Genomic DNA, 20,530 nt, shown 5'->3' on the forward strand with positions numbered 1-20,530 from the left:
ACACATCACTTATCACACATCACCTATATTTTTTAAGGCTTCGCTGGCGTAAAATCCTTCTCATCATATCCGAAGATATCCTTCAAAGTCAAGACCCTCACATTACCGTATTTCATAAGATCAGTAGGTTTAATCTTGTCTTTACTACCCATCACTCCAATGTTCCAGTTTTGGCCTTTGAAATTAGCTGCATGGAATGCTTTCACATCTGCAAGTGTCATACCGGCAATATTTTTGTAAATATCTTTTCTGATATCGTAGTTTAGTCCTTTGTCCTGAGCCGTTTCATAAGCGAAGAGAATACCTTCCTTATTGATTCTTTGAGTCTGAATACTCGTTTGAATAGATTTTTTACTAATATCCCACAGTTTTTCTGTTTCGGGCATTTTATCCAAAAGATTAAGCACAGCTCCCATTGCATCATTCATTTTGTCTGCCTGAGTACCAACATAGAAAGTCGCTGTAAAAGGTTTGTCCTTTTTGGAAGGAACACCGAAATTACTGTAAGTAGAATATGCCAAAGCTCTTGACTCACGGATGTCCTGGAAGACTACTGATTGCATTCCACCGCCATAATATTCATTGAAAGCACTAGCTGCTGTTTCCAACTTTGGATCATACATTTCAGCATTTCTTTTGAAATTAATATCTGCCTGGACCATATCATAGTCTACGAAATAAACAGTATTTTCAAATGATTTTACCGGAGTAAAATTCTTAGCTTTTGGCGCTGGAGATAGGGTAGGAGCCGTTTTATGATTCGTTTTTAAGGTGGTAGCAAGCTTGTCCATGGGTCTTGCACCACAATACATTACCTTGTGCTCTATTTTGTTGTTTCCTTTAATGATGGCAATCAATTCTTCCGGAGTTGTTTTTTTCAACTGAGCATTCGTAAGGCCACTATTAAATGGATTTACAGCACCATATTTAAGGTAATTTTGCATTCCACCATAAAGGATCACTTCTTTATTGATGAGGTTGTCTTGTCTGGATTTTAGCATATTATTTACCAATTTGTCAAGCGCTCCTTTATCGGCTTTCGGATTATTTAACAGGTCTTCAACCAGCATAATTCCTTTATCAAAATTCTCCTCGAGACCGCTCAATGAAATACTCATGTCTTCTTCAGTGACATTTACACTCCAGTTCAAACCAAGATTATACATTTCTTTATTGAATTGCTCATTAGTCTTAGTTGTAGTTCCGATGTAATTGAGGTAGTCCATAGCTAACTCCAGTTTAGGATTTGAATTGGTACCAAAGTCATATTTGTAGTAAACTGAAAATAATTGATTTATCGTATTTGGCACGTACAATAGCTGAATGCCTTTCTTCAAACTGCTTTTCTGGATATCTTTATCGAAGTCTAAAAACCTTGGTTGAATCTCCTTTGTATTCGTGGCAAACATTGTTTTCAGATAATCGGACTGATCATCTCTGTTCACTTCTACCGGATGAATTTCAGGTTTTTGGACCTTTTCAGACTTATCATTGTCACCTGTCCTTTTGTAGATGACCGTATAATTATTCTGGAAGTATTTAGCAGAGAAGCGCATAATATCTTCTTTGGTAATAGTTGACATGGTCTGTAAGTCATTCAAATATGTAGCCCAAGGTTTGCCCAAAACAAAGGCATCATGGAGTAAGAATGCAGTATTGGTGCACTTCTCCATCTGCTGGATACGTTGGATCTTCAGATTATTTACGGTACCTTGAATAATGGATGGATCGAAATCTCCTGATTTTAATTTTTTTATTTCATCTAAAAAGAGGTTTTTAACCTGATCAAGAGTCTGTCCATCCTGTGGTTTTCCTTGCAACCAACAGATTCCGTGGTCTTTCAATAGATAGGTAAATGCGTAACCTTCCAATATTTTTTGATCGATAATAAGGTCTTTATCAATGAGTCCACTCTTTCCATTATATAGAATAGCTGAGACTAATTCAGCTATAACGGATTCTTTATCAAGTGCATTTGGAAATTTATATCCAATAGCTACTTTTTCTTCATCAGGGCTATAAACAGTGATTTTAGTCACTGTATCCACTTCATCTTCATCTTGATATGTAAATGCAGGAGCTGTCTTAGCAGGCATATTCCCGAAATATTTATCAATAAGGACGATCGTCTCATCCGGATCCAAATCACCCGATAGAATGATGGCCATATTGCCTGCTACATAATATTTATCGTAATATTTTCTGATTTCTAATAGAGAAGGATTCTTTAAGTGCTCAATGGTACCGATGGTCGTCTGAGTACCGTATGGGTGTTTTTTAAAAAGAGAGGCGAACATAGACTCAAAGATCTTATTATCTCCATTGTCCAATGAGATGTTTTTCTCTTCGTATACGGCTTCCAACTCAGTGTGAAATAATCTTAAGACAGGATTTCTGAATCTTTCCTGTTGGATTTGGAGGAATTTATCCAGGTTATTTGCCGGAAAACTCTCCATATAAGTTGTGTTCTCAAAGCTGGTGAAGGCATTGGTCATCTTGCTTCCAACATCTGCCATCATCTTGTCATATTCGTTGGCTATGGCGTATTTGGAAGCGACATTGGAGATGCTGTCGATCTCGTGATATATTTTCTTACGCTGAACTTCGTCTGTCGTACGACCATATTTTTCATAAAGGGCATCAATTTTGTCTAACTCTACTTTTTCCTTACCATAGTCTTTAGTACCGAACTTATCTGTTCCTTTGAAAAGCATGTGTTCAAGGTAGTGAGCGAGGCCGGTATGGTCTGCGGGGTCATTTTTAGAACCAGCTTTTGTGGTGATTAAAGCCATGACCTGTGGTTCCAGATGGTTTTCTGAAAGGATAACAGTTAACCCATTATTCAAAGTATAAAATCTAGACTTAGCCGGATCACCAAATATTTCTGTGTATTTATATTTTTTGTCAAGCGAGGTCTTCTCGAATACCATGAAAGGTTTTTCCTGAGCCAGTAAGGCTGTAGAAAGCAGGAGGGAAAACAGTAAGAATTTTAAGCGCATTTTTATATTTATTTGTAAGATAACGAATTACGTTTGAGTAAAATTATATATATGAAATATATTATTTTGAAGAGACAAATATACAGAAATGGTGGTTTAGTTGGGTCTTAATGGGATGTGAATGGGAGATGAATGGTATTCTGAATGGTTTTTGTCTGAATCACGGATTAGTTTGATTACTCGGATTACACGGACTATGATGCTACTTCGGTGGAATCCTTTAATCCGTTGAATCCATGATTCTGAACGTTATTTGTCTGAATCACGCTTGCCTGCCAACAAAGGCAGGGATTAGTTTGATTGCACGGATAACACGGATTATGATGCTAACTCGGTGGAATACTTTAATCCGTTGAATCAGTGATTCTGAATGTTATTGTTTGAATCACGCTTGCCTGCCAACAAAGGCAGGGATTAGTTTGATTGCACGGATTACACGGACTATGATGCTAACTCGGTGGAATCCTTTAATCCTTAAAATCCGTGATTCTGAATGTTATTTGTCTGAATCACGCTTGCCTGCCAACAAAGGCAGGGATTTATTTGATTTCTCGGATGACACATTATGATGCTAACTCGGTGGAATCCTTTAATCCTTAAAATCCGTGATTCTGAATTTTTATTTGTCTGAATCACGCTTGCCTGCCAACAAAGGCAGGGATTAGTTTGATTGCACGGATGGCAGGGATTATTGGAGCAGCATTTCAGTGGAATCCTATAATCCGTTGAATCAGTGATTCCAAATATTTTTGTCTGAATCACGCAGATGACACGGATTATTGGTATTGTATATAATACATAAAGTTATTAAAAACCGTTTATCTATTTTTAGTGAGATTTAAAATTCAAATTATGAGATTAATTATTTTTTCTTTTGTTTTCACAGGCATCCTGTGTTTCGCTAATTGTAATAAAAATGATGGAGACTTAGTGCCAATAAATCAAGCTACAATGTTTAATTGTCACAATAAGCAGCAGTGGAATGAAACTTCAGTGGCGAATGCATTGATTGGAAAATGGAAGTGGATTTATTCTGAAAGTTATTGGGCACCAGAAAACGGCAAGAGTACAGAATCCAGAAACATTATTTTAGAATTATTCAGTGATTCAACTATGACCTTGACAGAGGATGGAACATTAAATGGTGGGGCAAAATGGATCGTAGGAATATCAGATGTTGATACTTATGGGATAGGACTTGATACTGCAATTACCGGACTTGTACGCGGTAGAATATTTTTCTGTGGGAATCTCCTTGAGTTTAATGATAGTTATATAGATGGATCTGATAATTATTTTAGAAGGATAGAGTAGGGAATAGCTAGTAAGACATTTTTATTCTGAGTTGGTAAACTTTGTAATTTACTTGAGCTTGGCCTTTACCCTTCGAAGCATTGGGACTTTCTTAAGTACAGGAGATCATTAAAAGGAACACAATTCTTAATAGAATAAAATATCAAAAATTAAATTCCATGATATTCACAGCAGTGAATTAATAAACATTTTTAAAAATTACGCTAGTAGAAAATTTAGTACTCAATCAATCCAATTCAGATATCCCAATTCAACTAATTCTTTCTCATCCTTCAATTTAATGCAACGACCATCTTTTAGAAGATACAAATCATCATATAAATCGAGAATATATCTGAACATGTGGTCGCTGATGATGAAACCCTTTTTCTTTTTTTCAGAAAGGATAAGTTGAATGAAAATTTCCACATTTATTGGCATAAGGTGTGAAAATGGTTCATCAAGGATAGAGAAGCTTGATTTTGCCATGATGACAATGTAGGTCTCAATTATTCTTGCCTGACCCCCGGATAGCAATCGGAATCTATGATGGATCAACGGTTCAAAATCGGGAAAAAGGCTAAAGAAATGCTTGAGATCAAGTTCAAAGTGTTGAAATACTGATTCTACTGTCAATCTGCCTGGAATAAAATTAAATTGTGGCAGATATGCAATGTCAGGAAATTTATTATTCAGACCTTTTAGTTTTTTACCATCGATCCTGACAGAAATGTTTTGTGGTTCCAAATCACTGAAGGCGCATCTGAAAAGACTGGATTTGCCACTTCCGTTTCTTCCCAAAAGTGCAGTGATCTTACCCGTCTCTGCATGCAGATAAATGTCGTTTAAGATATTACGCGTGCCGAAATTTAGAGTTAGGCTGTCAATTTCAAGCAAGTGATTCATTGTATTTTTATGATCAGCATGATAAAAAGGATGAATAAGGCCATGTCTGCAACGAAAGCAAAAGTCCATAGCCTAAATTTGCCAAAGCCCAAATTTTTATAGTAATAAAGTTCGTTTGACCGCTGAGTATTTACAAAATAATATACCAGGCCTTGAGTTATAAGTTTGAAATAAAATAAGAATTTGAATGCAGCAATACCATTCAAATAAATTAAATACCAGCTTAGTATGGAAATAAAAATGCAAAATGGGGCAAACCCAAAATAGAACAATAGATGTAGACGGAGTGATCTCAAATTTGTTGGATTTTATTCTGAAATTAATTATTGCTGGTTAACAAAATAATTGATTATTTAAATTTTGGAAAAAAATCAGAATTTAATCCTTACGATCTTGCCATCTTTCATCACTACAATTTCACCTTTGATCTTTTTTTTGTGTTCAATTAGTTTATCATGGACTAATTCCATTGCCTCTACTACTTTGGTTAATATGGCGGTCCTTTTATATGACATCAGTATAGCTTAACTCACCAAAGATAACAATAAAATTTTTCAAAACAACCCTTTTTCTACCACAGGTACCTTAAGCTTCCTACCCGTCTTCTCCATCCATTTTTCTGCAAAATAATCACACAATCTATGTGGTGTGAGATTCTGCGGAGTGTGGATGAAAAAGTACAATACTTCAACACCATTTTTTTGCCAATTCAACAACCTTTCAATCCAATCATCTATTCTTTCCAAATCACTTTCATCATCATTGCCCACGAAACGAACTCCCATGAATGGTGCGGTGATGTGACCATGACTCACTTCCCTACGTCCCGCCACATCTGTGATCATCCAATTGATACCTGATTTAGCCATTAATTCAGCGACATCCTCTGTAACTGAAGGCTCAAAAAAGCTTTCGTGTCGCAATTCTATTGAAAGTGGAATTCCGGGTCGCCATGCCTGAATGAATTTGACCAAATTGTCCATCTTTTTTGTGGAAAAACTCTGTGGCATCTGCATAAATATCAGCCCAAGTTTTTCTTTAAAAATCGTCATTCTATGCAGAAAATCAGGTAAGATAGAGCTTCCCATGCCTATATTAGAACTCTGACTGATGCCCACAAACATCTTGGGACAGAATACAAAATCGGGGGTTGTATTATTGTACCATCGTTCCATCAATGCTTCCGGTGGCACCTGATAATAAGTAGTATTAAATTCTATGGTAGCAAATTGCTCGCTATAAAGCCTTGCAAAATCTTCCGTTTTGCTTTTGGGTGGATAGATATTTCCTTTCCATTTTGTCATACTCCATCCTGTAGCACCGAGTAGGATATCTAAATGATTATTGCCCTTATTTTTAAAATAAAATTTATCCTCAGAAGGAAGGGCAAAGTCAACATCCGTTATATCTTCAAGTTTACCGAAATCCATGGATCAATATTTACCCATATATCTTCTAATAAACCATTCTGCAGCGAGCAGAAGCGCTAATAATCCAAAGATCCATTTCAGATTTATCAATGGATCAGTCTTTTTATTGGTAGAGATGACCGGCTTTATTGCCTCATTATATTTGATTTTTTCCACGAGCTGATCCAATTGATTTTCATACAAAGTCAACCCACCCGATTGGGCAGAAAGCTGTCTCATCAATCCAAAATCAGCCACCAGGTCAAACATTTCTTTGCCAATGACTCTGACATTGAAATTACCGGTGTAAGTAAGTTCTTTTCCTTGATATTTGACTCGTGCAGTATAATTGTAAGAACCGCTGTTCAGTTGGCCAATATCAAGTTTATATCCGTGTTCCGTTCTGTCCAGAGCGTATTTGAATTCTTTTTTATCAATTCCCGTCAAAGTCATATTGACTTCAGGTTCGTTAACCAGTTCATAGTTTTCATTGTACAATTCACCTGAAAATACGATGTTGTCACTCTCTTCGTAATTGGTCTCATCCGAACGTACTTTAAACTTCCGTTTGTCTTCTCTCGTAGCCAGATAACGCATTGTATTTGAAACAATATCATTGAAGACCGGAGTCCTTCCTGTTCTGGCAGATTCGCTCATCTTCCATCTCCAAAGTCCTTCACCTGCGATGACGCCAACTTTTTGTCCGTCCATCATACCGATACTCCAAAGTGGGTATTTAGTTTCTACTCGCCCGATCTTCTGATACATAAGGACATTCGCACCGGGACCGGAGATGAAATTGCCAAATGGGATCTGCAATGGGGGAAAAGTAGGAAGTGCAGTTTTCCATTCATCTTTCACTGAAAAAATTGGAAAATTGCTCTGTACAATACCATAAACATCATTCATATTCGCCTGACCGGGACTCACCTGCATGACATTCTGAAGTTGGTTAAATCTGCTAAGGTTGCTCTGCCCTCCAAGAATAAAAAGGGTGGAAATCTTTCTGTTTTCGATGGTTTTCCAAAGATTTTCAAAAGCGGAGGAAAATTGGTTGATCGTCGGTACCTGATATAAGATGAGCAGATCGCACTTCTCATGTATCTTCACTGTTTGGTTGAGATAGGAGATCTTGAGATCATAATTTTTGTTCTCATCGATGACGTATTTCAATGCAGATATATCCGGATGTGGTGCAGAAGCCACAATGTCAATATTCAACTTACTGTCCAGAATATCGATGAAAAACTCTTTCGAATTGTTATCAAAAGTAGCTTCACCAGGTAGTTGAGAGACATTGATAACATACTTTTGGAGTCCTGCTTTATTAAGTGGTATGGCGAATTCCAAAGTTTGGAAGAAATTGGAATTAGCAATATTAATTGTCTTGGATTGCAACTGTTGATTGGAAGTGCCGTTGACCTGATTTACAGATACTGTGGCAGATTTTCCTTGAAGATTGAAAGCCTGAATATCGATTTGGACCTTGCTGATATCGCCCATAAATCCGATCTCATTATGGATCGTATTTCTAATAGTCAGGTCCTTAGCCGGAGTTGTATCACCTATAGCCACTGAATAAATGGGCGCTTTGATACGCGAAGCTTCAAACAATGGGCTAGGGCCGGTATTGAAAATGCCATCACTCAAAAGTACAACAGCACCAAGAGTGGAGTAGGAGGACGATTCATTGATGTTTTCGAAAAACTGATTGATGTTGGTCGCCTTTTTATCAAATTTATCGGTAACTTCATTTTTGAGATCATTGCCTATTGAAAGCACAGAAACATTGTAATCGCCTGATAGGGCATCTTTAATTTCTGCAATTTTTTTTGTGATTTGAGCCTGTCTGTTTTTCAATGCAAAGCCAACGGATTGAGATTGATCCACACCAATGACGATGGAAGGTTTTTGTTCGGTATAGGAAATGTGTTTCAGAATTGGAGAACAAAGTAAAAAGCAAATAATGGCAACTGCCAGAGCTCTTAATGTGAATAGTAGGTATTTGGCATATTTAGCCCATGGGTGATCAAATGCCGTTTTGTTGTAAAGTAAAGTCGCAAATGCAAGGCCTACCAACAGACATAGTGCTGTGTACCACCAGGGAAAAGGCAAAGAAAGATGTGCATCTACCATGAAAATTATTGTCGATTGAAACGCCAAATGTAGGATTTATATTTTGGAAAATAAACCTAAGATGTAAATGGCGTTTAGTTTTTAGTTAACGATAATAAATGCTTGTTTAGCATAAAATGTTTAATATATAAGATTAAACTATTGAAGTGTTGGAAGTTAGTTCGGATGTCAATTGGCTTTGGAGCTAAGATGTTCCAAAAATGGTGTGTCATCATAACCGTTCTACAAAATAGAGGAACGGTTGCCAACGGTTGCCAACCGTTGTACTCATATCTAATTGGTATAGAGTAGTATACGAAGAGGCTCGTTAACGAAAAGCCAATATTTTCTATCAATTTTAGTCAAGACTACTGGTATAACTTGTTCTAATAAGTGGGGTTTTGAATTTGTCTCAGGAACGGTTGCCAACGGTTGCCAACCGTTGTGCTCATATATAATTGATATACAATTATATACGAAGGTCTTCGTTCACGTAAAGACTTATTTCCCTTACTTTTAATTTGATTAATCACCATATTAAGCCTCCAGACACCCAATCTCTTTAATCTTTTAAAAAAAAATTTCATGCAATAATTTACTTTTGCCTCTTCAATATTTTCCATGAAACCAATACATAGAAGGGTCGGTCAAATATTCATCGATTCTTACGCAGGCATCCAGCGTGAGGTTTGGTGGCTGTCACTGATCATGCTCATTAATAGATCAGGGTCTATGGTTTTTCCTTTTATGAGTATCTATCTTACTCATCATCTAATGTATAGCAATATTCAGGCAGGATGGATACTTTCTTCTTTTGGTTTGGGATCTATGTGCGGAGCACTGATGGGTGGTTGGTTGTCCGATAAATATGGAAATTTCAAAGTGCAGTTTGCAAGTCTTGTACTTGGTGGTTGTGGATGGTTAATGTTATCTCATGTCACAGATTATTATTCGCTGATGATATTGGTCTTTTGTCAAAGCACTGTATCTGATGCATTTAGACCAGCCAATGGGAGTTCTATCACAATGTTTACCACACCACAGAGCAGGACTCAATCATTTTCCCTTAATCGGATGGCTATGAATATGGGTTATACCGTCGGGCCTGCTATCGGAGGTGTTTTTGCCACTATTTCCTATACATGGCTGTTCTATGCTGACGGAGTGACCTGCATTTTGGCGGCCTTTGTTTTTTTATTTTTGTTTAGAAGATATTTTAATATCCACAAAAAAAATGTAGTGGACGAGCTACTAGATGAGCAAATGTCAGACAATATTAGCCCTTTGAAAGACGGATTATTTATGGCGTTTATTGCTTGCGTTATTTTCTTTGCAGGAGTATTTTTTCAATTATTATTTACCCTTCCTGTCTATTACAAAGACGTTTATAAAATGTCTGAATTTGGAGTTGGTGCTTTAATGGCCTCCAACGGCCTGATCGTTTTTATCATGGAAATGACTTTTGTTTACTTAGTGGGAAAAAGAGCCAAACATACCTCACTCATTTTGATGGGAATACTCACTGTAGGCTTATCTTTCATCATGCTCAATTGGGTGCATAGTCTATATTGGTTGATACTCGGCATGGTGGTTATAAGTATTGGAGAGATCATGGCAATGCCTTTCATGCAAACTTTTGTGGCTAATCGTGCGGCCAAGAAAAGCCTTGGTAAATACATGGCCTGGTATTCTTTTGCTTATTCTGCTTCGATGATAGTATCACCCGTGTTAGGTATGTGGACGATCAAAGAATATGGATTCGAAGTATTGTGGGAAGCTTGTATGGTGATTTCAATATTTACCTCTGTTGGTTTGTTCTTTATTTTCAGATTAAATGATAAAGTGAGTAATAGTCAGCATGCTATCGCTATTTAAAAAACTTTCATACGATTATAATGCAATGAAAGAAAGTGAGCTAAATGTTTAAATATTCACACAAAAAAGGGAGAAGTTTGGTTAAACAAATTTCTCCCTTTTTCTATAATAAGCTCAAGGTGCTTACGTGAATTTAATAATGTATTTCAATATTTTATATATATCAAAAAGTCATTTAAATTATAGAATCATATAAATTAACATAATTGTTTGCTTTCATAGAAATTAACCATCGGAGTTCTATTCTAATTTCTGAAATCTAACTTCTAACTTGAAATCAAATAATAGCAATTCTTTAATTATTTATTTCTATACCTATGCTTGAATTCTTTATTTCACTACGCCATCTGATACTGCAATCGTATCTTTTCCTTCATATTTATAAGTCAAAACCCAATCTTTTCCTGAATCTTTCTTCTGATTTAATTTATTCAAATCATATTTGGGAAACGATCGGTAAATGTTTCCGTCTGCAACAAAAAATGAATCACGACCGAAATAATTTGTAATATATGGTTGTTTTAAAAAGGGAGATACATAAATGTGTTTGATAGTGCCATTATCATTGATTACACCATATAAATTGCCAATTCCGGTTGGATCTTCTGTTTTCGTATAAAAGATAAAATCCTCTTCACCATCTCCGTTTATATCATGCATAAACTGCTGAGTTACTCTTCCATCTGCTTTGAAATCTTTGTTTTCAAGTAGCTTTCCGTCTTTTCTGACTTTTATTTGTGCTGAACCATCGACCATACCGCCTCTGAAGGTAAGTTCGAACTCGACACCTTTGTTGTTTTTCATAGTATCCTGAAAGGCTACATTCCTAACCTTGCCGTTGTAACTGGTGTAGGCTTCTTCATGACTTGAAACTTCCTTACCATCGACAGATTTAGTTGTTTCATTTTTGCAGGAGCTAAAAGAGAGTAATAAACTTGCCAGCACTAATGTTAAATATTTCATTTTTTGAGTTTTAGATTAAGTTATTATTTATCTGAGTTTAGTCATTAAGTTTTAAGACTTCGAGGAATGCTTTCTGAGGTACCTCTACATTTCCAATCTGACGCATCTTCTTCTTTCCTTCTTTTTGTTTTTCGAGCAACTTACGCTTACGGGAGATATCACCACCATAACACTTGGCTGTTACATCCTTTCTCATCGCTGAAATAGTCTCTCTCGCAATGATTTTTGCTCCTACTGCAGCTTGAATAGCTATTACGAATTGTTGTCTAGGGAGCAGATCTTTAAGTTTTGAACAGATCTTTCGACCCAATTCTTCTGCCTTACTTCTGTGTACCAGCGCGGAAAGTGCATCTACATTATCGCCATTTAATTTGATATCTAGCCTTACTAATTCTGATCTTCTATAATCTAATGGGTGGTAATCAAAAGAAGCATAACCTCTTGAAATTGATTTTAATCTATCATAAAAATCAAAAACGATCTCTGCAAGTGGCATTTCGAAAGACAACTCGACACGACTAGTAGTAAGGTAAGTTTGCTTTGTGAGAAAACCTCTTTTGTCGAGACATAGCGACATAATTGCCCCGATATATTCAGGCTTGGTAATTACCTGAGCATGAATATATGGCTCCTCTACACGATCTAGTACATTGGGTTCCGGAAGATCATTTGGTGTATTGATGATGACCAAATCATTAGGCTTGCCGGCCATATATGAATGATACATAACGTTAGGAACTGTAGTAATTACCTCTTGATCAAATTCTCTGGAAAGTCTTTCCTGTATGATATCAAGGTGCAACATTCCGAGGAAGCCACAACGGAATCCAAAACCAAGCGCCACAGAACTCTCCGGCTCGAATGTAAGAGAAGCATCATTCAATTGCAGTTTTTCAAGACTATCTCTTAAATCTTCAAAATCATCATTGTCAATCGGGTATATACCAGCGAAAACCATTGGTTTTACCTCTTCAAAACCTTTTATTTCCGGTGTGTCAGGGAATTTTGTGAGGACTACTGTGTCACCAACTTTTATTTCTTTTGAAACTTTAATGCCCGTGATCAAGTAACCTACATCTCCTGCTCTCAACTCAGGTTTATCTTGCAGTGTCATCTGAAGCACTCCTACTTCATCAGCTTGGTAATCTTTCTGAGTATGAAAGAAACGGACTTTATCACCTTTTTTGATGATGCCGTTAAATATCCTAAAATAAACGATTACACCTCGAAATGAATTAAATACTGAGTCAAAAATAAGTGCTTGTAATGGAGCATCCACTTTTCCTTTAGGGTGAGGTATACGCGCTTCGACAGCATCTAAAAGTTCTTTTATTCCAATACCTGTTTTCCCGCTTGACAGAATTATGTCTTCCCGCTTACATCCTATAAGATCGATAATCTGGTCTGATACTTCGTCGATCATAGCACTGTCCATATCCACTTTATTCAAAACAGGTATGATTTCAAGGTCATGATCGATGGCCATGAAAAGATTTGAAATCGTCTGTGCCTGAATTCCCTGACTTGCATCTACAAGGAGAAGAGCACCTTCGCAAGCCGCAATTGACCGGGAAACTTCATAAGAAAAATCCACATGACCAGGTGTGTCGATCATGTTATAGGTATACCTGTTGCCATTCTCATGATTATAATACATTTGAATAGCATGACTCTTAATAGTGATACCACGTTCTCTTTCGAGGTCCATATCATCAAGCGCCTGGTGCTTCATGTCGCGTTCAGCAATGGTCTTGGTATATTCAAGTAGTCTGTCTGACAATGTGCTCTTGCCATGATCAATATGCGCAATAACACAAAAATTTCTAATCAGTTCCATGCCGCAAATGTAAGGAATGTTATGAATTATAATAGATGTAAAATGAAGTAGCTCCAATAACTCATAAATAAATTGTAAGAATAATCTTACCTTTGCACCTCGAAAGAAAGAAGAAAGTCGTTTTTTCTTTGTAAAAGCTTTATCCACAAGCTTTTAACAGCATAATTACTTTCATTTTATAAAATCTTAATCTCATTATATGATTATCAATCCGGTAGAAAAATCAAAATATTTGCTTCAATTGGATGTTGTCCTGGAAGCTAGTGAAATCAATAATCTATTCAAGAAGGAGCTGAATAAAACAGCTAAGACTTCTAAAATGAAAGGTTTCCGCCCGGGAAAAACTCCTACTAACCTCGTTAAGAATCTTTACGGTACTCAGATGATGGTCGAACTAGTCAATAAAAACTTAGTTAGCCAAGTGTATGAATATCTTGACAAAGAAGGGATTAAGACTTTTAGCAATTTTGTTTTCGATACCGAAGATTTCAATTATAAATTTACTCCTAACGATATTCAAGACTTTTCCGCGAGTCTGCTTGTTGTAAAGGAACCTGCAGTAGAATTGGACTCAATTGATTGGAAAGGTAATCTTCAATATTACCTTCCGGAAGCACAACCTGAAAAATTGGATGAGCAGATTGATTCTATTAGAATGGATATCGGGGGACTTCAGGAAAGCGAAGAAGCCATAGGTGCCGATAGTTCTATCACTGTTTCTATTATTGAACAGGAAGAAGGTGCAGACAAATCGGAAGGCCTTACTTCTACTTTCAGCTACGTGGTAAATGCAATAGCGAATGAAACATTGCGTGAAAGTATTATTGGACAATCTAAAGGGCATTCCTTTGATCTGAACATAATGGATCTTACAGACAATGAATATACGCTTGAAAAGCAAGTGCTTAAGTTGGAAGGTGATGCTAAGATAGATTCAGTCGGTAAAGAATACAAAGCAACGATCGATAAAGTTGAGAAAAAATTTCTTGCAGAAATCGATGAAGATTTCTTCACAAAAATTGACCCGAATGGCACAGTTAAAACTGTTGAAGACCTGACGAAGATCCTGACAGAGAATTATTACAACACTTACAGAAACAATTCAGACGTTTTATTTTTCAATGACTTCAAAGACTTTTTGTTAGCGCAATTCGATCTTGATCTTGATGATAATTATTATAAAAAATTCTTCAAGCAGATCGCCGGCATGGACGATCACTCTCTTGAATTCCATCTTGATCGATATAAAGATGACTACAAGTGGTCTTGGGTAAAAGGTTACCTGGATGAAGAATATGGCATCGAAGTAAAAGATGAAGAAATTACTCGTGCTTTAATCGCAGAGATCAATAGTTATTTTGGAGGTGTCAATCTTCCTGAACACATGTATAAGAAGTTCCTGGACGATGCTTACAAAAATCCTAAAATGGTGGAACGTAAGAAAGATCAGATCTATATGTCACACCTGGTTGACTTCATGAAACAAAATAATGAAATCGAAGAGACCTTCATTACGATTGCCGATTATGAAGCAAAAGTAGAGGCCCTCAATGACAAACTTGTTAAAAAGGCAGAAGAGGAAAATAATCACGATCATGGTCACCATGAGCACAATGAAGCACACGAACATAATCATGGGCATGATCTTGTAGAAGATGGTGGAGATGATGAGGATCCATTGTTGTCGGAAGAAACAGTGAAATAATTGTTATTTATTAATTGTTAATTATTACTTTGCTCAAGACAAGACTGTAATTTTAGACATTCTAGTCTCTATTTTCTAGTATCTAGTGTCTGTTGCCTAAACTTTTTTGTCTACTTTTTATTTTATCCTTTGAATTAACTTACATAAACAAACAGTAATTATGTTTTCACAAGATGAATTTAGAAAATACGCTATTAAGCATTTAAATATGAATAGTATGCACCTGGACAAATACATGAAAGTCTCGGTACCAAATATAAATGGCTTTACACCTGCAGTGATTGAGGAAAGACAAATGAACGTGGTAAGTATGGACGTTTTCTCCAGACTTATGATGGACAGGATCATTTTCATGGGTGTCCCGGTGAATGACTATGTAGCCAATGTGATCCAGGCTCAATTATTGTTTTTGGAAAGTACAGACCCTAAGCGCGACATCCAGATGTTTATCAATAGCCCTGGAGGTTCTGTGATCAATGGTCTTGGTATCTATGACACTATGCAATACGTGACACCGGATGTAGCTACTATCTGTACAGGTCTGGCAGCTTCTATGGGAGCAGTATTACTTGCAGCCGGAACAAAAGGCAAAAGGACTTGTTTATATCACAGCAGGGTCATGATTCATCAGCCATTAGGCGGAATGGAAGGTCAGGTGTCTGATATGGAGATCTCATACAAACTTATTAAGCAAATGCAGAAGGAATTATATGATATCCTTGCGCACCACACCGGCAAAGATTACGAAACAATCGAAAGAGATTGTGACAGGGACAACTGGATGACTGCTTCAGATGCTAAAGCATACGGTCTAGTTGATGAAGTACTAGATAAGGCGAATCCTTTGAAGTTTAAAAAGGAATAATATAAAAACCAAAGATTTCGAGGACAGAAAGTAAATTTTGTCCTCGTTATATTTTTTATCAAAAAATTAATAATGGCTAAAAATAAAGATTCACACAGGTGTTCATTTTGTGGTAAAGACAAAAATGATGCCATACTTTTAATCGAGGGACTGGATGGTCATATCTGTGAATCATGTGTTGAAAAAGCTTATGACATCATCGAGCAAGAGATTTTCGACAGATCAACTAAAGAGGTAGATAGTCCTAAAGATTCTTTGAAGAAAACTCCTCGTGAGATCAAAGAATATCTTGACAACTACATAATTGGACAGGATCAAGCTAAGAAAACACTTGCAGTAGCTGTCCATAACCACTACAAAAGGCTGAATCAGAACGATAAGGATGTTGAGATAGAAAAATCAAATATTATTTTCGTCGGACCAACAGGTACAGGTAAAACTTTACTTGCCAAGAGTATAGCAAAAATGCTCAATGTGCCTTTCGCTATTGTAGATGCGACTGTTTTTACTGAAGCTGGTTATGTAGGTGAAGATGTCGAGTCTATCCTTACGAGATTGCTTCAAGTGTGCGATTATGATGTAAGAATGGCCGAAAAAGGCATCGTTTATATTGATGAAATAGATAAGATAGCTCGTAAAAGTGATAATCCTTCACTTACCAGAGACGTTTCAGGTGAGGGTGTTCAGCAATCATTGTTGAAAATGTTAGAAGGAACCGATGTCAATGTACCGCCTCAAGGAGGTCGTAAGCATCCTGAGCAAAAACTAATTAAAGTCAATACTACAAATATATTATTTATCTGTGGAGGTTCATTTGATGGACTTGATAAATTGATCGCCAGAAGATTAAACACTCAGGTGATTGGTTATAGCCATGAAGCCAAAGACAAAGTAGATCAGAGCAACCTGTATCAATACGCTCTCCACCAGGATCTTAAGCATTTCGGTTTAATACCGGAATTGTTAGGAAGGTTGCCAGTGATGACATATTTGGATCCTTTGGACGTAGATATGTTGAAGATGATTCTTGTACAACCCAAAAATGCTATCATCAAGCAGTTTATCAAATTGTTTGAATATGAGAAAATTGAATTGATAGTAGAAGATGATGCATTGGAATTTATTGCCGAAACAGCTTTGACATACAAATTGGGCGCTCGTGGACTAAGATCCATTTGTGAAGCGATTTTCATGGATGACATGTATGAATTACCATCCCAAAAGGAAGTTAAAAAAGTTGTTGTTGATTTGGAATATGCCAAATCTAAGCTTGCAGGTTCCAGAATTGAAGCTAGTCTTAAAGTAGCGTAAATGCGTTATTTGGTCTATTGTAGTTATGATGGCACCAGATATGTAGGTTGGCAGAAGCAAACCAAAGGTATAAGTGTCCAATCCTCTGTCGAAGAGGCATTGGGCATTTTTTTTCAGCAAAAGATTGATATTGTGGGCTGTGGAAGGACAGATGCAGGAGTTCATGGGAGGCATTATGGCTTTCATTTTGAGGCTGAAACTGATTTTGACGAGCAGCAATTTATATATAAAATCAATAAGTTACTACCGGATGATATATCTATTAATGAGATTACTAAAGTAGCAGACAATTTCCATGCACGTTTTTCGGCAGTTTCAAGATCATATATTTATAGAATACATACTTTTAAAGATCCATTCAGGAATCAATACAGCTGGTATAAGCAAAATTTCTATGGTGCGACTTTAGAGCAATTAAATGAAGTTGCACGAATCATCTCATCTTTGAGGGACTTTGCATCATTTTCGAAAACAGGTTCGGACAATACCAATAATATTTGTCGCATGATGCGCTGTGAATGGCAATTGAATGATGGTCAATATGAATTGCACATTGAAGCGAATCGTTTTCTCAGAGGTATGGTTAGATTGACTGTAGGTGCTTGCATTAATGTAGTAGAAGGCAAAATAAAACCTGAAGAGCTTCAGTCTTATGCGCAGCAAGGTTTGCGCTTACCTCATGCATTGTCTGTGCCCTCGTGCGGTCTGACTTTTGAAGGGGTTAAGTTTTAATTAGACTTCGGTAGAGATCTGTAAAGCTTTTTGTATGCTTTTTTATCTAAATCTACAGGAATAAACATCAATGTTAAACAGGTTTCTTTTCCTTCTTCCTCCAACATAATTAATTTGGTTTTTTTCTTATAACTTGACAAGTATTCATTCCCGGCTAAATGTCGGAAGCCTGATTTTGCAGATGAATTGTATAATTTTACTATTTTTTCTGCACAACGACCACAGCTCATAGATTCCTCTTGATAGATTACTTTTGAATTTGGCATAATTTTATTGCGTTTTTGTTAGCCCCCATTATTGTCTATTTTCCCCCGTTTGTCTCCTTTCAAGTCAACAAATTCCGGGTTCCTTTATGATTGTCTTAATTAATTCTGATGCCAGTTTCTTCTGGTTAAAAAACTGTTGGAGCAAGGTGCTTCGCACACCTCCAATGTTTTTAAAATGTTTATTGCTTTATAATAATAAGGATTATTTTCAGAAGCTATTTTGAAAAATCGACTCAAATGTTCTCTTGTTGAAACAAAATTTTCAACTGAGAAACGGGGGTAGGGTGTTGGGCTACAATTCTTTGTTTTAATTTTAAGTAAGTCTCTAAAATCAACTTTGATCAACCAGTCCACAATCTTCATTCCTCAAAAGTAACGGACCATTTATTACATTTGCGATTAACTCTACGTCTTCCAAATCATCCAGAGAATACATTCTAAAAATCCCTTTGTCACATGACAAAAATAGGCTTCCATCTGAAGCAATTTCAATTCCATTCAATTTGAGTCCTGTATTAGCTATTAGTACAGGTTTTTCATTAAGAGCTAATAAATAAATCGCACCATTGAAATTTGTGGCTAAAGCATAGCCACTTTGAGAATAACATATATCAGTAATTGGAACTTCAGAATTGTAAATTTCAATTACATTAATTCCACAAACACAGACAGAGGGAGTCGCACCCCAAATACACAACCTAGATTTCCCCCAAGTTAATAGACCAAGCCTTCAAAAGTTCTTTAAAATTGTATCAATATCTACAATCTTATCTAGTCTGTAAAGTCCGGAATTCCTCCCATTGTAAAGAGTAGAATACACTGTTTTGTTTTCCTTACAAAGATATACCCCAGTTACGTAGAAGTCTTTAATTTTCAATATCCAGCTGTCCCATCCAGCTAAACATACTCCATTTTCTAGAGGTACAGCTATAAAATCATTATCACAGTGAGATTTATGAAGTGTTGGAAAAATGTTTGCTGGATATTTGTACGTATAGAATGTAGTAAATTTATTTAGTAATGGTTTATATATTTCTTTATCCTGTGCATCTAAGATTTCAAATTTAAAACATGAAATAATCAAGAATGAATAGGTTACTATTTTTTTTATCATTTGGTTTTATTTTAATGCTCATTTATTGCATTGCCCATGATAAGCCATTAGCACTTCCTGCAGGCATGAAAGATTTTGCCCAATTTGCTACTCTAAATGAATTGTAATGGGATCCAAGGAATTAGGATCAATTGACCAAACTTTAATAGCTTCTGGAAAAACTTTATTTACAACAAAATCATATATGTTTAATGGCTCTTCAAGTTGACTTTCCAGTTTATCAACTATAGTAAGATCTACACCAAAAATATGCTCAAATGCAATTTTTGCGCTATTATATGCAATTTTACCTATAGAAATGTTCGGTAAATCAACAATTGAGTTGTAGTTCTGCCCTAAAATGTTGTTCGAAATAGATGATAATCTATTTGAACTAAAAGATTGGTCTCTTGTAAATTGAATGGATCTTTCATTAATGTTACTTCCTAATTCTCCCAAATTTGGCCCGTAAAAACCTTTATCTGGGTTTGAAAAGTCCCTATTACTAAAATTTGTAACATCCTTTTTCGAATCTGGCAACTCGATCTTAACAGATTTCCATTCCTGAGACATCATTTCATCTGCATACTTTTGAGCGTTTTTAAAATTTTCTTTTTGATTTGTAAGATTATTTTGCTGATTTTGATAATTAGTTAAGTTGCCTTCCAATTTGTTGTTAAAATTTCCCAATCGTTGATAATCATCCTGTTTAACTTCTCCTGCACTTGAGGTTTCATTTTTTTCATTATTTTCCCCATCAGTATTTTCCTGTACATTCCTTTTGGATTTCCGCCCGAAGTTTTGGTAATAATTCTCTTATTGTCGTTTTAGTCTTTTCATCAACTTCATTGCAATTTAAAGAACACATTGCTAATTTTTCAGTTAATTTAGCATATTCACAAGAATTTTTGGCTGCTGATGCAGCTTCCATTTCTGTTTGGTATCTTTCTTGACATCCGCAAAGATATTGTGCCTCTAATTGAGTTAAGCAACTTACTGAAATAATTATAAAAGTAAAATGATAAAAGTATTTCATTGTTTACATGTATTTAATTGATTTGAAAATAATTATTTCTCATTACTTTAAACTTCTCAGATTTAAAATAAATTTGGTAACTTTTAAAGATCACATTCTTAAGAATTTTGTGTTATTTCAATTGA

Annotated in this window: 18 protein-coding genes; 6 read left to right on the forward strand and 12 right to left on the reverse strand. The window is 36.0% G+C overall.

All coding sequences use genetic code 11. The features are described from left to right. Positions 1 to 32: 32 nt before the first annotated feature. A complete protein-coding gene (locus tag IPI15_RS00740; RefSeq protein WP_287402487.1) occupies positions 33 to 2,999 on the reverse strand; it encodes a M16 family metallopeptidase in 2,967 nt (988 codons plus the stop codon). 852 nt (positions 3,000 to 3,851) lie between these two features. On the opposite strand from IPI15_RS00740, the gene IPI15_RS00745 reads away from it, so the two are divergent. Then, entirely contained in the window at positions 3,852 to 4,313 is a 462-nt protein-coding gene (locus IPI15_RS00745) for a hypothetical protein (RefSeq protein WP_287402489.1), read from the forward strand. A gap of 222 nt (positions 4,314 to 4,535) precedes the next feature. Here IPI15_RS00745 and IPI15_RS00750 read toward each other — a convergent pair whose 3' ends face one another. The 4 genes from IPI15_RS00750 to IPI15_RS00765 form a co-directional block, all read right to left on the reverse strand. After that, positions 4,536 to 5,198 (reverse strand): ATP-binding cassette domain-containing protein, encoded by a 663-nt coding sequence (locus tag IPI15_RS00750; RefSeq protein ID WP_287402491.1) that lies wholly within the window; start codon positions 5,196 to 5,198, stop codon positions 4,536 to 4,538. A 371-nt stretch (positions 5,199 to 5,569) separates the two neighbouring features. Further along, positions 5,570 to 5,713: a hypothetical protein gene (locus tag IPI15_RS00755; protein ID WP_287402493.1), complete on the reverse strand. Its 144-nt coding sequence runs from the start codon at positions 5,711 to 5,713 to the stop codon at positions 5,570 to 5,572. 39 nt (positions 5,714 to 5,752) lie between these two features. After that, positions 5,753 to 6,628: a DUF72 domain-containing protein gene (locus tag IPI15_RS00760; protein WP_287402494.1), complete on the reverse strand. Its 876-nt coding sequence runs from the start codon at positions 6,626 to 6,628 to the stop codon at positions 5,753 to 5,755. Between the two features lie 3 nt (positions 6,629 to 6,631). Further along, positions 6,632 to 8,743 (reverse strand): vWA domain-containing protein, encoded by a 2,112-nt coding sequence (locus IPI15_RS00765; protein ID WP_287418809.1) that lies wholly within the window; start codon positions 8,741 to 8,743, stop codon positions 6,632 to 6,634. A gap of 600 nt (positions 8,744 to 9,343) precedes the next feature. Here IPI15_RS00765 and IPI15_RS00770 point away from each other — a divergent pair. Then, complete coding sequence (locus IPI15_RS00770) at positions 9,344 to 10,597, forward strand: MFS transporter (protein WP_287402498.1); 1,254 nt, start codon at positions 9,344 to 9,346, stop codon at positions 10,595 to 10,597. A gap of 330 nt (positions 10,598 to 10,927) precedes the next feature. On the opposite strand, the gene IPI15_RS00775 is transcribed toward IPI15_RS00770, so the two are convergent. Continuing rightward, positions 10,928 to 11,560: a hypothetical protein gene (locus IPI15_RS00775; RefSeq protein ID WP_287418811.1), complete on the reverse strand. Its 633-nt coding sequence runs from the start codon at positions 11,558 to 11,560 to the stop codon at positions 10,928 to 10,930. Between the two features lie 37 nt (positions 11,561 to 11,597). After that, on the reverse strand, positions 11,598 to 13,397 hold the full coding sequence (gene lepA, locus IPI15_RS00780; RefSeq protein WP_287402502.1) for a translation elongation factor 4: 1,800 nt from the start codon (positions 13,395 to 13,397) through the stop codon (positions 11,598 to 11,600). Between the two features lie 199 nt (positions 13,398 to 13,596). On the opposite strand from lepA, the gene IPI15_RS00785 reads away from it, so the two are divergent. The 4 genes from IPI15_RS00785 (at position 13,597) to truA (ending at position 18,010) form a co-directional block, all read left to right on the forward strand. Further along, complete coding sequence (locus IPI15_RS00785; protein WP_287418813.1) at positions 13,597 to 15,102, forward strand: trigger factor; 1,506 nt, start codon at positions 13,597 to 13,599, stop codon at positions 15,100 to 15,102. A 160-nt stretch (positions 15,103 to 15,262) separates the two neighbouring features. Further along, a complete protein-coding gene (locus IPI15_RS00790) occupies positions 15,263 to 15,967 on the forward strand; it encodes a ClpP family protease (protein WP_287418814.1) in 705 nt (234 codons plus the stop codon). 72 nt (positions 15,968 to 16,039) lie between these two features. Then, positions 16,040 to 17,278 carry an ATP-dependent Clp protease ATP-binding subunit ClpX gene (gene clpX / locus IPI15_RS00795; protein ID WP_287418817.1) on the forward strand — a complete coding sequence of 413 codons (1,239 nt, stop codon included), beginning with the start codon at positions 16,040 to 16,042 and terminating at the stop codon, positions 17,276 to 17,278. After that, complete coding sequence (truA, locus tag IPI15_RS00800; protein ID WP_287402509.1) at positions 17,279 to 18,010, forward strand: tRNA pseudouridine(38-40) synthase TruA; 732 nt, start codon at positions 17,279 to 17,281, stop codon at positions 18,008 to 18,010. Here truA and IPI15_RS00805 read toward each other — a convergent pair. The 5 genes from IPI15_RS00805 to IPI15_RS00825 all read right to left on the reverse strand — a co-directional run bounded on the left by IPI15_RS00805 (position 18,007) and on the right by IPI15_RS00825 (position 20,405). Continuing rightward, the gene (locus tag IPI15_RS00805) at positions 18,007 to 18,276 is read right to left on the reverse strand and encodes a hypothetical protein (RefSeq protein ID WP_287418819.1); all 270 of its coding nucleotides are present in this window, start codon (positions 18,274 to 18,276) and stop codon (positions 18,007 to 18,009) included. The genes truA and IPI15_RS00805 overlap by 4 nt on opposite strands. 331 nt (positions 18,277 to 18,607) lie before the next feature. Then, on the reverse strand, positions 18,608 to 18,973 hold the full coding sequence (locus IPI15_RS00810; protein ID WP_287418822.1) for a hypothetical protein: 366 nt from the start codon (positions 18,971 to 18,973) through the stop codon (positions 18,608 to 18,610). Positions 18,974 to 19,006: 33 nt separating this feature from the next. Beyond that, positions 19,007 to 19,390, reverse strand: coding sequence for a hypothetical protein (locus IPI15_RS00815; protein ID WP_287418824.1), 384 nt, complete (start codon positions 19,388 to 19,390; stop codon positions 19,007 to 19,009). A gap of 87 nt (positions 19,391 to 19,477) precedes the next feature. Next, positions 19,478 to 20,038 carry a hypothetical protein gene (locus IPI15_RS00820; RefSeq protein ID WP_287418825.1) on the reverse strand — a complete coding sequence of 187 codons (561 nt, stop codon included), beginning with the start codon at positions 20,036 to 20,038 and terminating at the stop codon, positions 19,478 to 19,480. An 88-nt stretch (positions 20,039 to 20,126) separates the two neighbouring features. Further along, positions 20,127 to 20,405 carry a hypothetical protein gene (locus tag IPI15_RS00825; protein ID WP_287418827.1) on the reverse strand — a complete coding sequence of 93 codons (279 nt, stop codon included), beginning with the start codon at positions 20,403 to 20,405 and terminating at the stop codon, positions 20,127 to 20,129. Positions 20,406 to 20,530 lie beyond the last annotated feature (125 nt).

The organism is Candidatus Brachybacter algidus (assembly GCF_016707225.1).
Classification (GTDB): domain Bacteria; phylum Bacteroidota; class Bacteroidia; order Chitinophagales; family Saprospiraceae; genus Parvibacillus; species Parvibacillus algidus.

Coding starts and splice junctions, on each gene's coding strand:
- IPI15_RS00740 (WP_287402487.1), bottom strand. CDS start 2,999: ATGCGCTTAAAATTCTTACTGTTTTCCCTCCTGCTTTCTACAGCCTTA.
- IPI15_RS00745 (WP_287402489.1), top strand. CDS start 3,852: ATGAGATTAATTATTTTTTCTTTTGTTTTCACAGGCATCCTGTGTTTC.
- IPI15_RS00750 (WP_287402491.1), bottom strand. CDS start 5,198: ATGAATCACTTGCTTGAAATTGACAGCCTAACTCTAAATTTCGGCACG.
- IPI15_RS00755 (WP_287402493.1), bottom strand. CDS start 5,713: ATGTCATATAAAAGGACCGCCATATTAACCAAAGTAGTAGAGGCAATG.
- IPI15_RS00760 (WP_287402494.1), bottom strand. CDS start 6,628: ATGGATTTCGGTAAACTTGAAGATATAACGGATGTTGACTTTGCCCTT.
- IPI15_RS00765 (WP_287418809.1), bottom strand. CDS start 8,743: ATGGTAGATGCACATCTTTCTTTGCCTTTTCCCTGGTGGTACACAGCA.
- IPI15_RS00770 (WP_287402498.1), top strand. CDS start 9,344: ATGAAACCAATACATAGAAGGGTCGGTCAAATATTCATCGATTCTTAC.
- IPI15_RS00775 (WP_287418811.1), bottom strand. CDS start 11,560: ATGAAATATTTAACATTAGTGCTGGCAAGTTTATTACTCTCTTTTAGC.
- lepA (WP_287402502.1), bottom strand. CDS start 13,397: ATGGAACTGATTAGAAATTTTTGTGTTATTGCGCATATTGATCATGGC.
- IPI15_RS00785 (WP_287418813.1), top strand. CDS start 13,597: ATGATTATCAATCCGGTAGAAAAATCAAAATATTTGCTTCAATTGGAT.
- IPI15_RS00790 (WP_287418814.1), top strand. CDS start 15,263: ATGTTTTCACAAGATGAATTTAGAAAATACGCTATTAAGCATTTAAAT.
- clpX (WP_287418817.1), top strand. CDS start 16,040: ATGGCTAAAAATAAAGATTCACACAGGTGTTCATTTTGTGGTAAAGAC.
- truA (WP_287402509.1), top strand. CDS start 17,279: ATGCGTTATTTGGTCTATTGTAGTTATGATGGCACCAGATATGTAGGT.
- IPI15_RS00805 (WP_287418819.1), bottom strand. CDS start 18,276: ATGCCAAATTCAAAAGTAATCTATCAAGAGGAATCTATGAGCTGTGGT.
- IPI15_RS00815 (WP_287418824.1), bottom strand. CDS start 19,390: ATGATAAAAAAAATAGTAACCTATTCATTCTTGATTATTTCATGTTTT.
- IPI15_RS00825 (WP_287418827.1), bottom strand. CDS start 20,405: ATGAAATACTTTTATCATTTTACTTTTATAATTATTTCAGTAAGTTGC.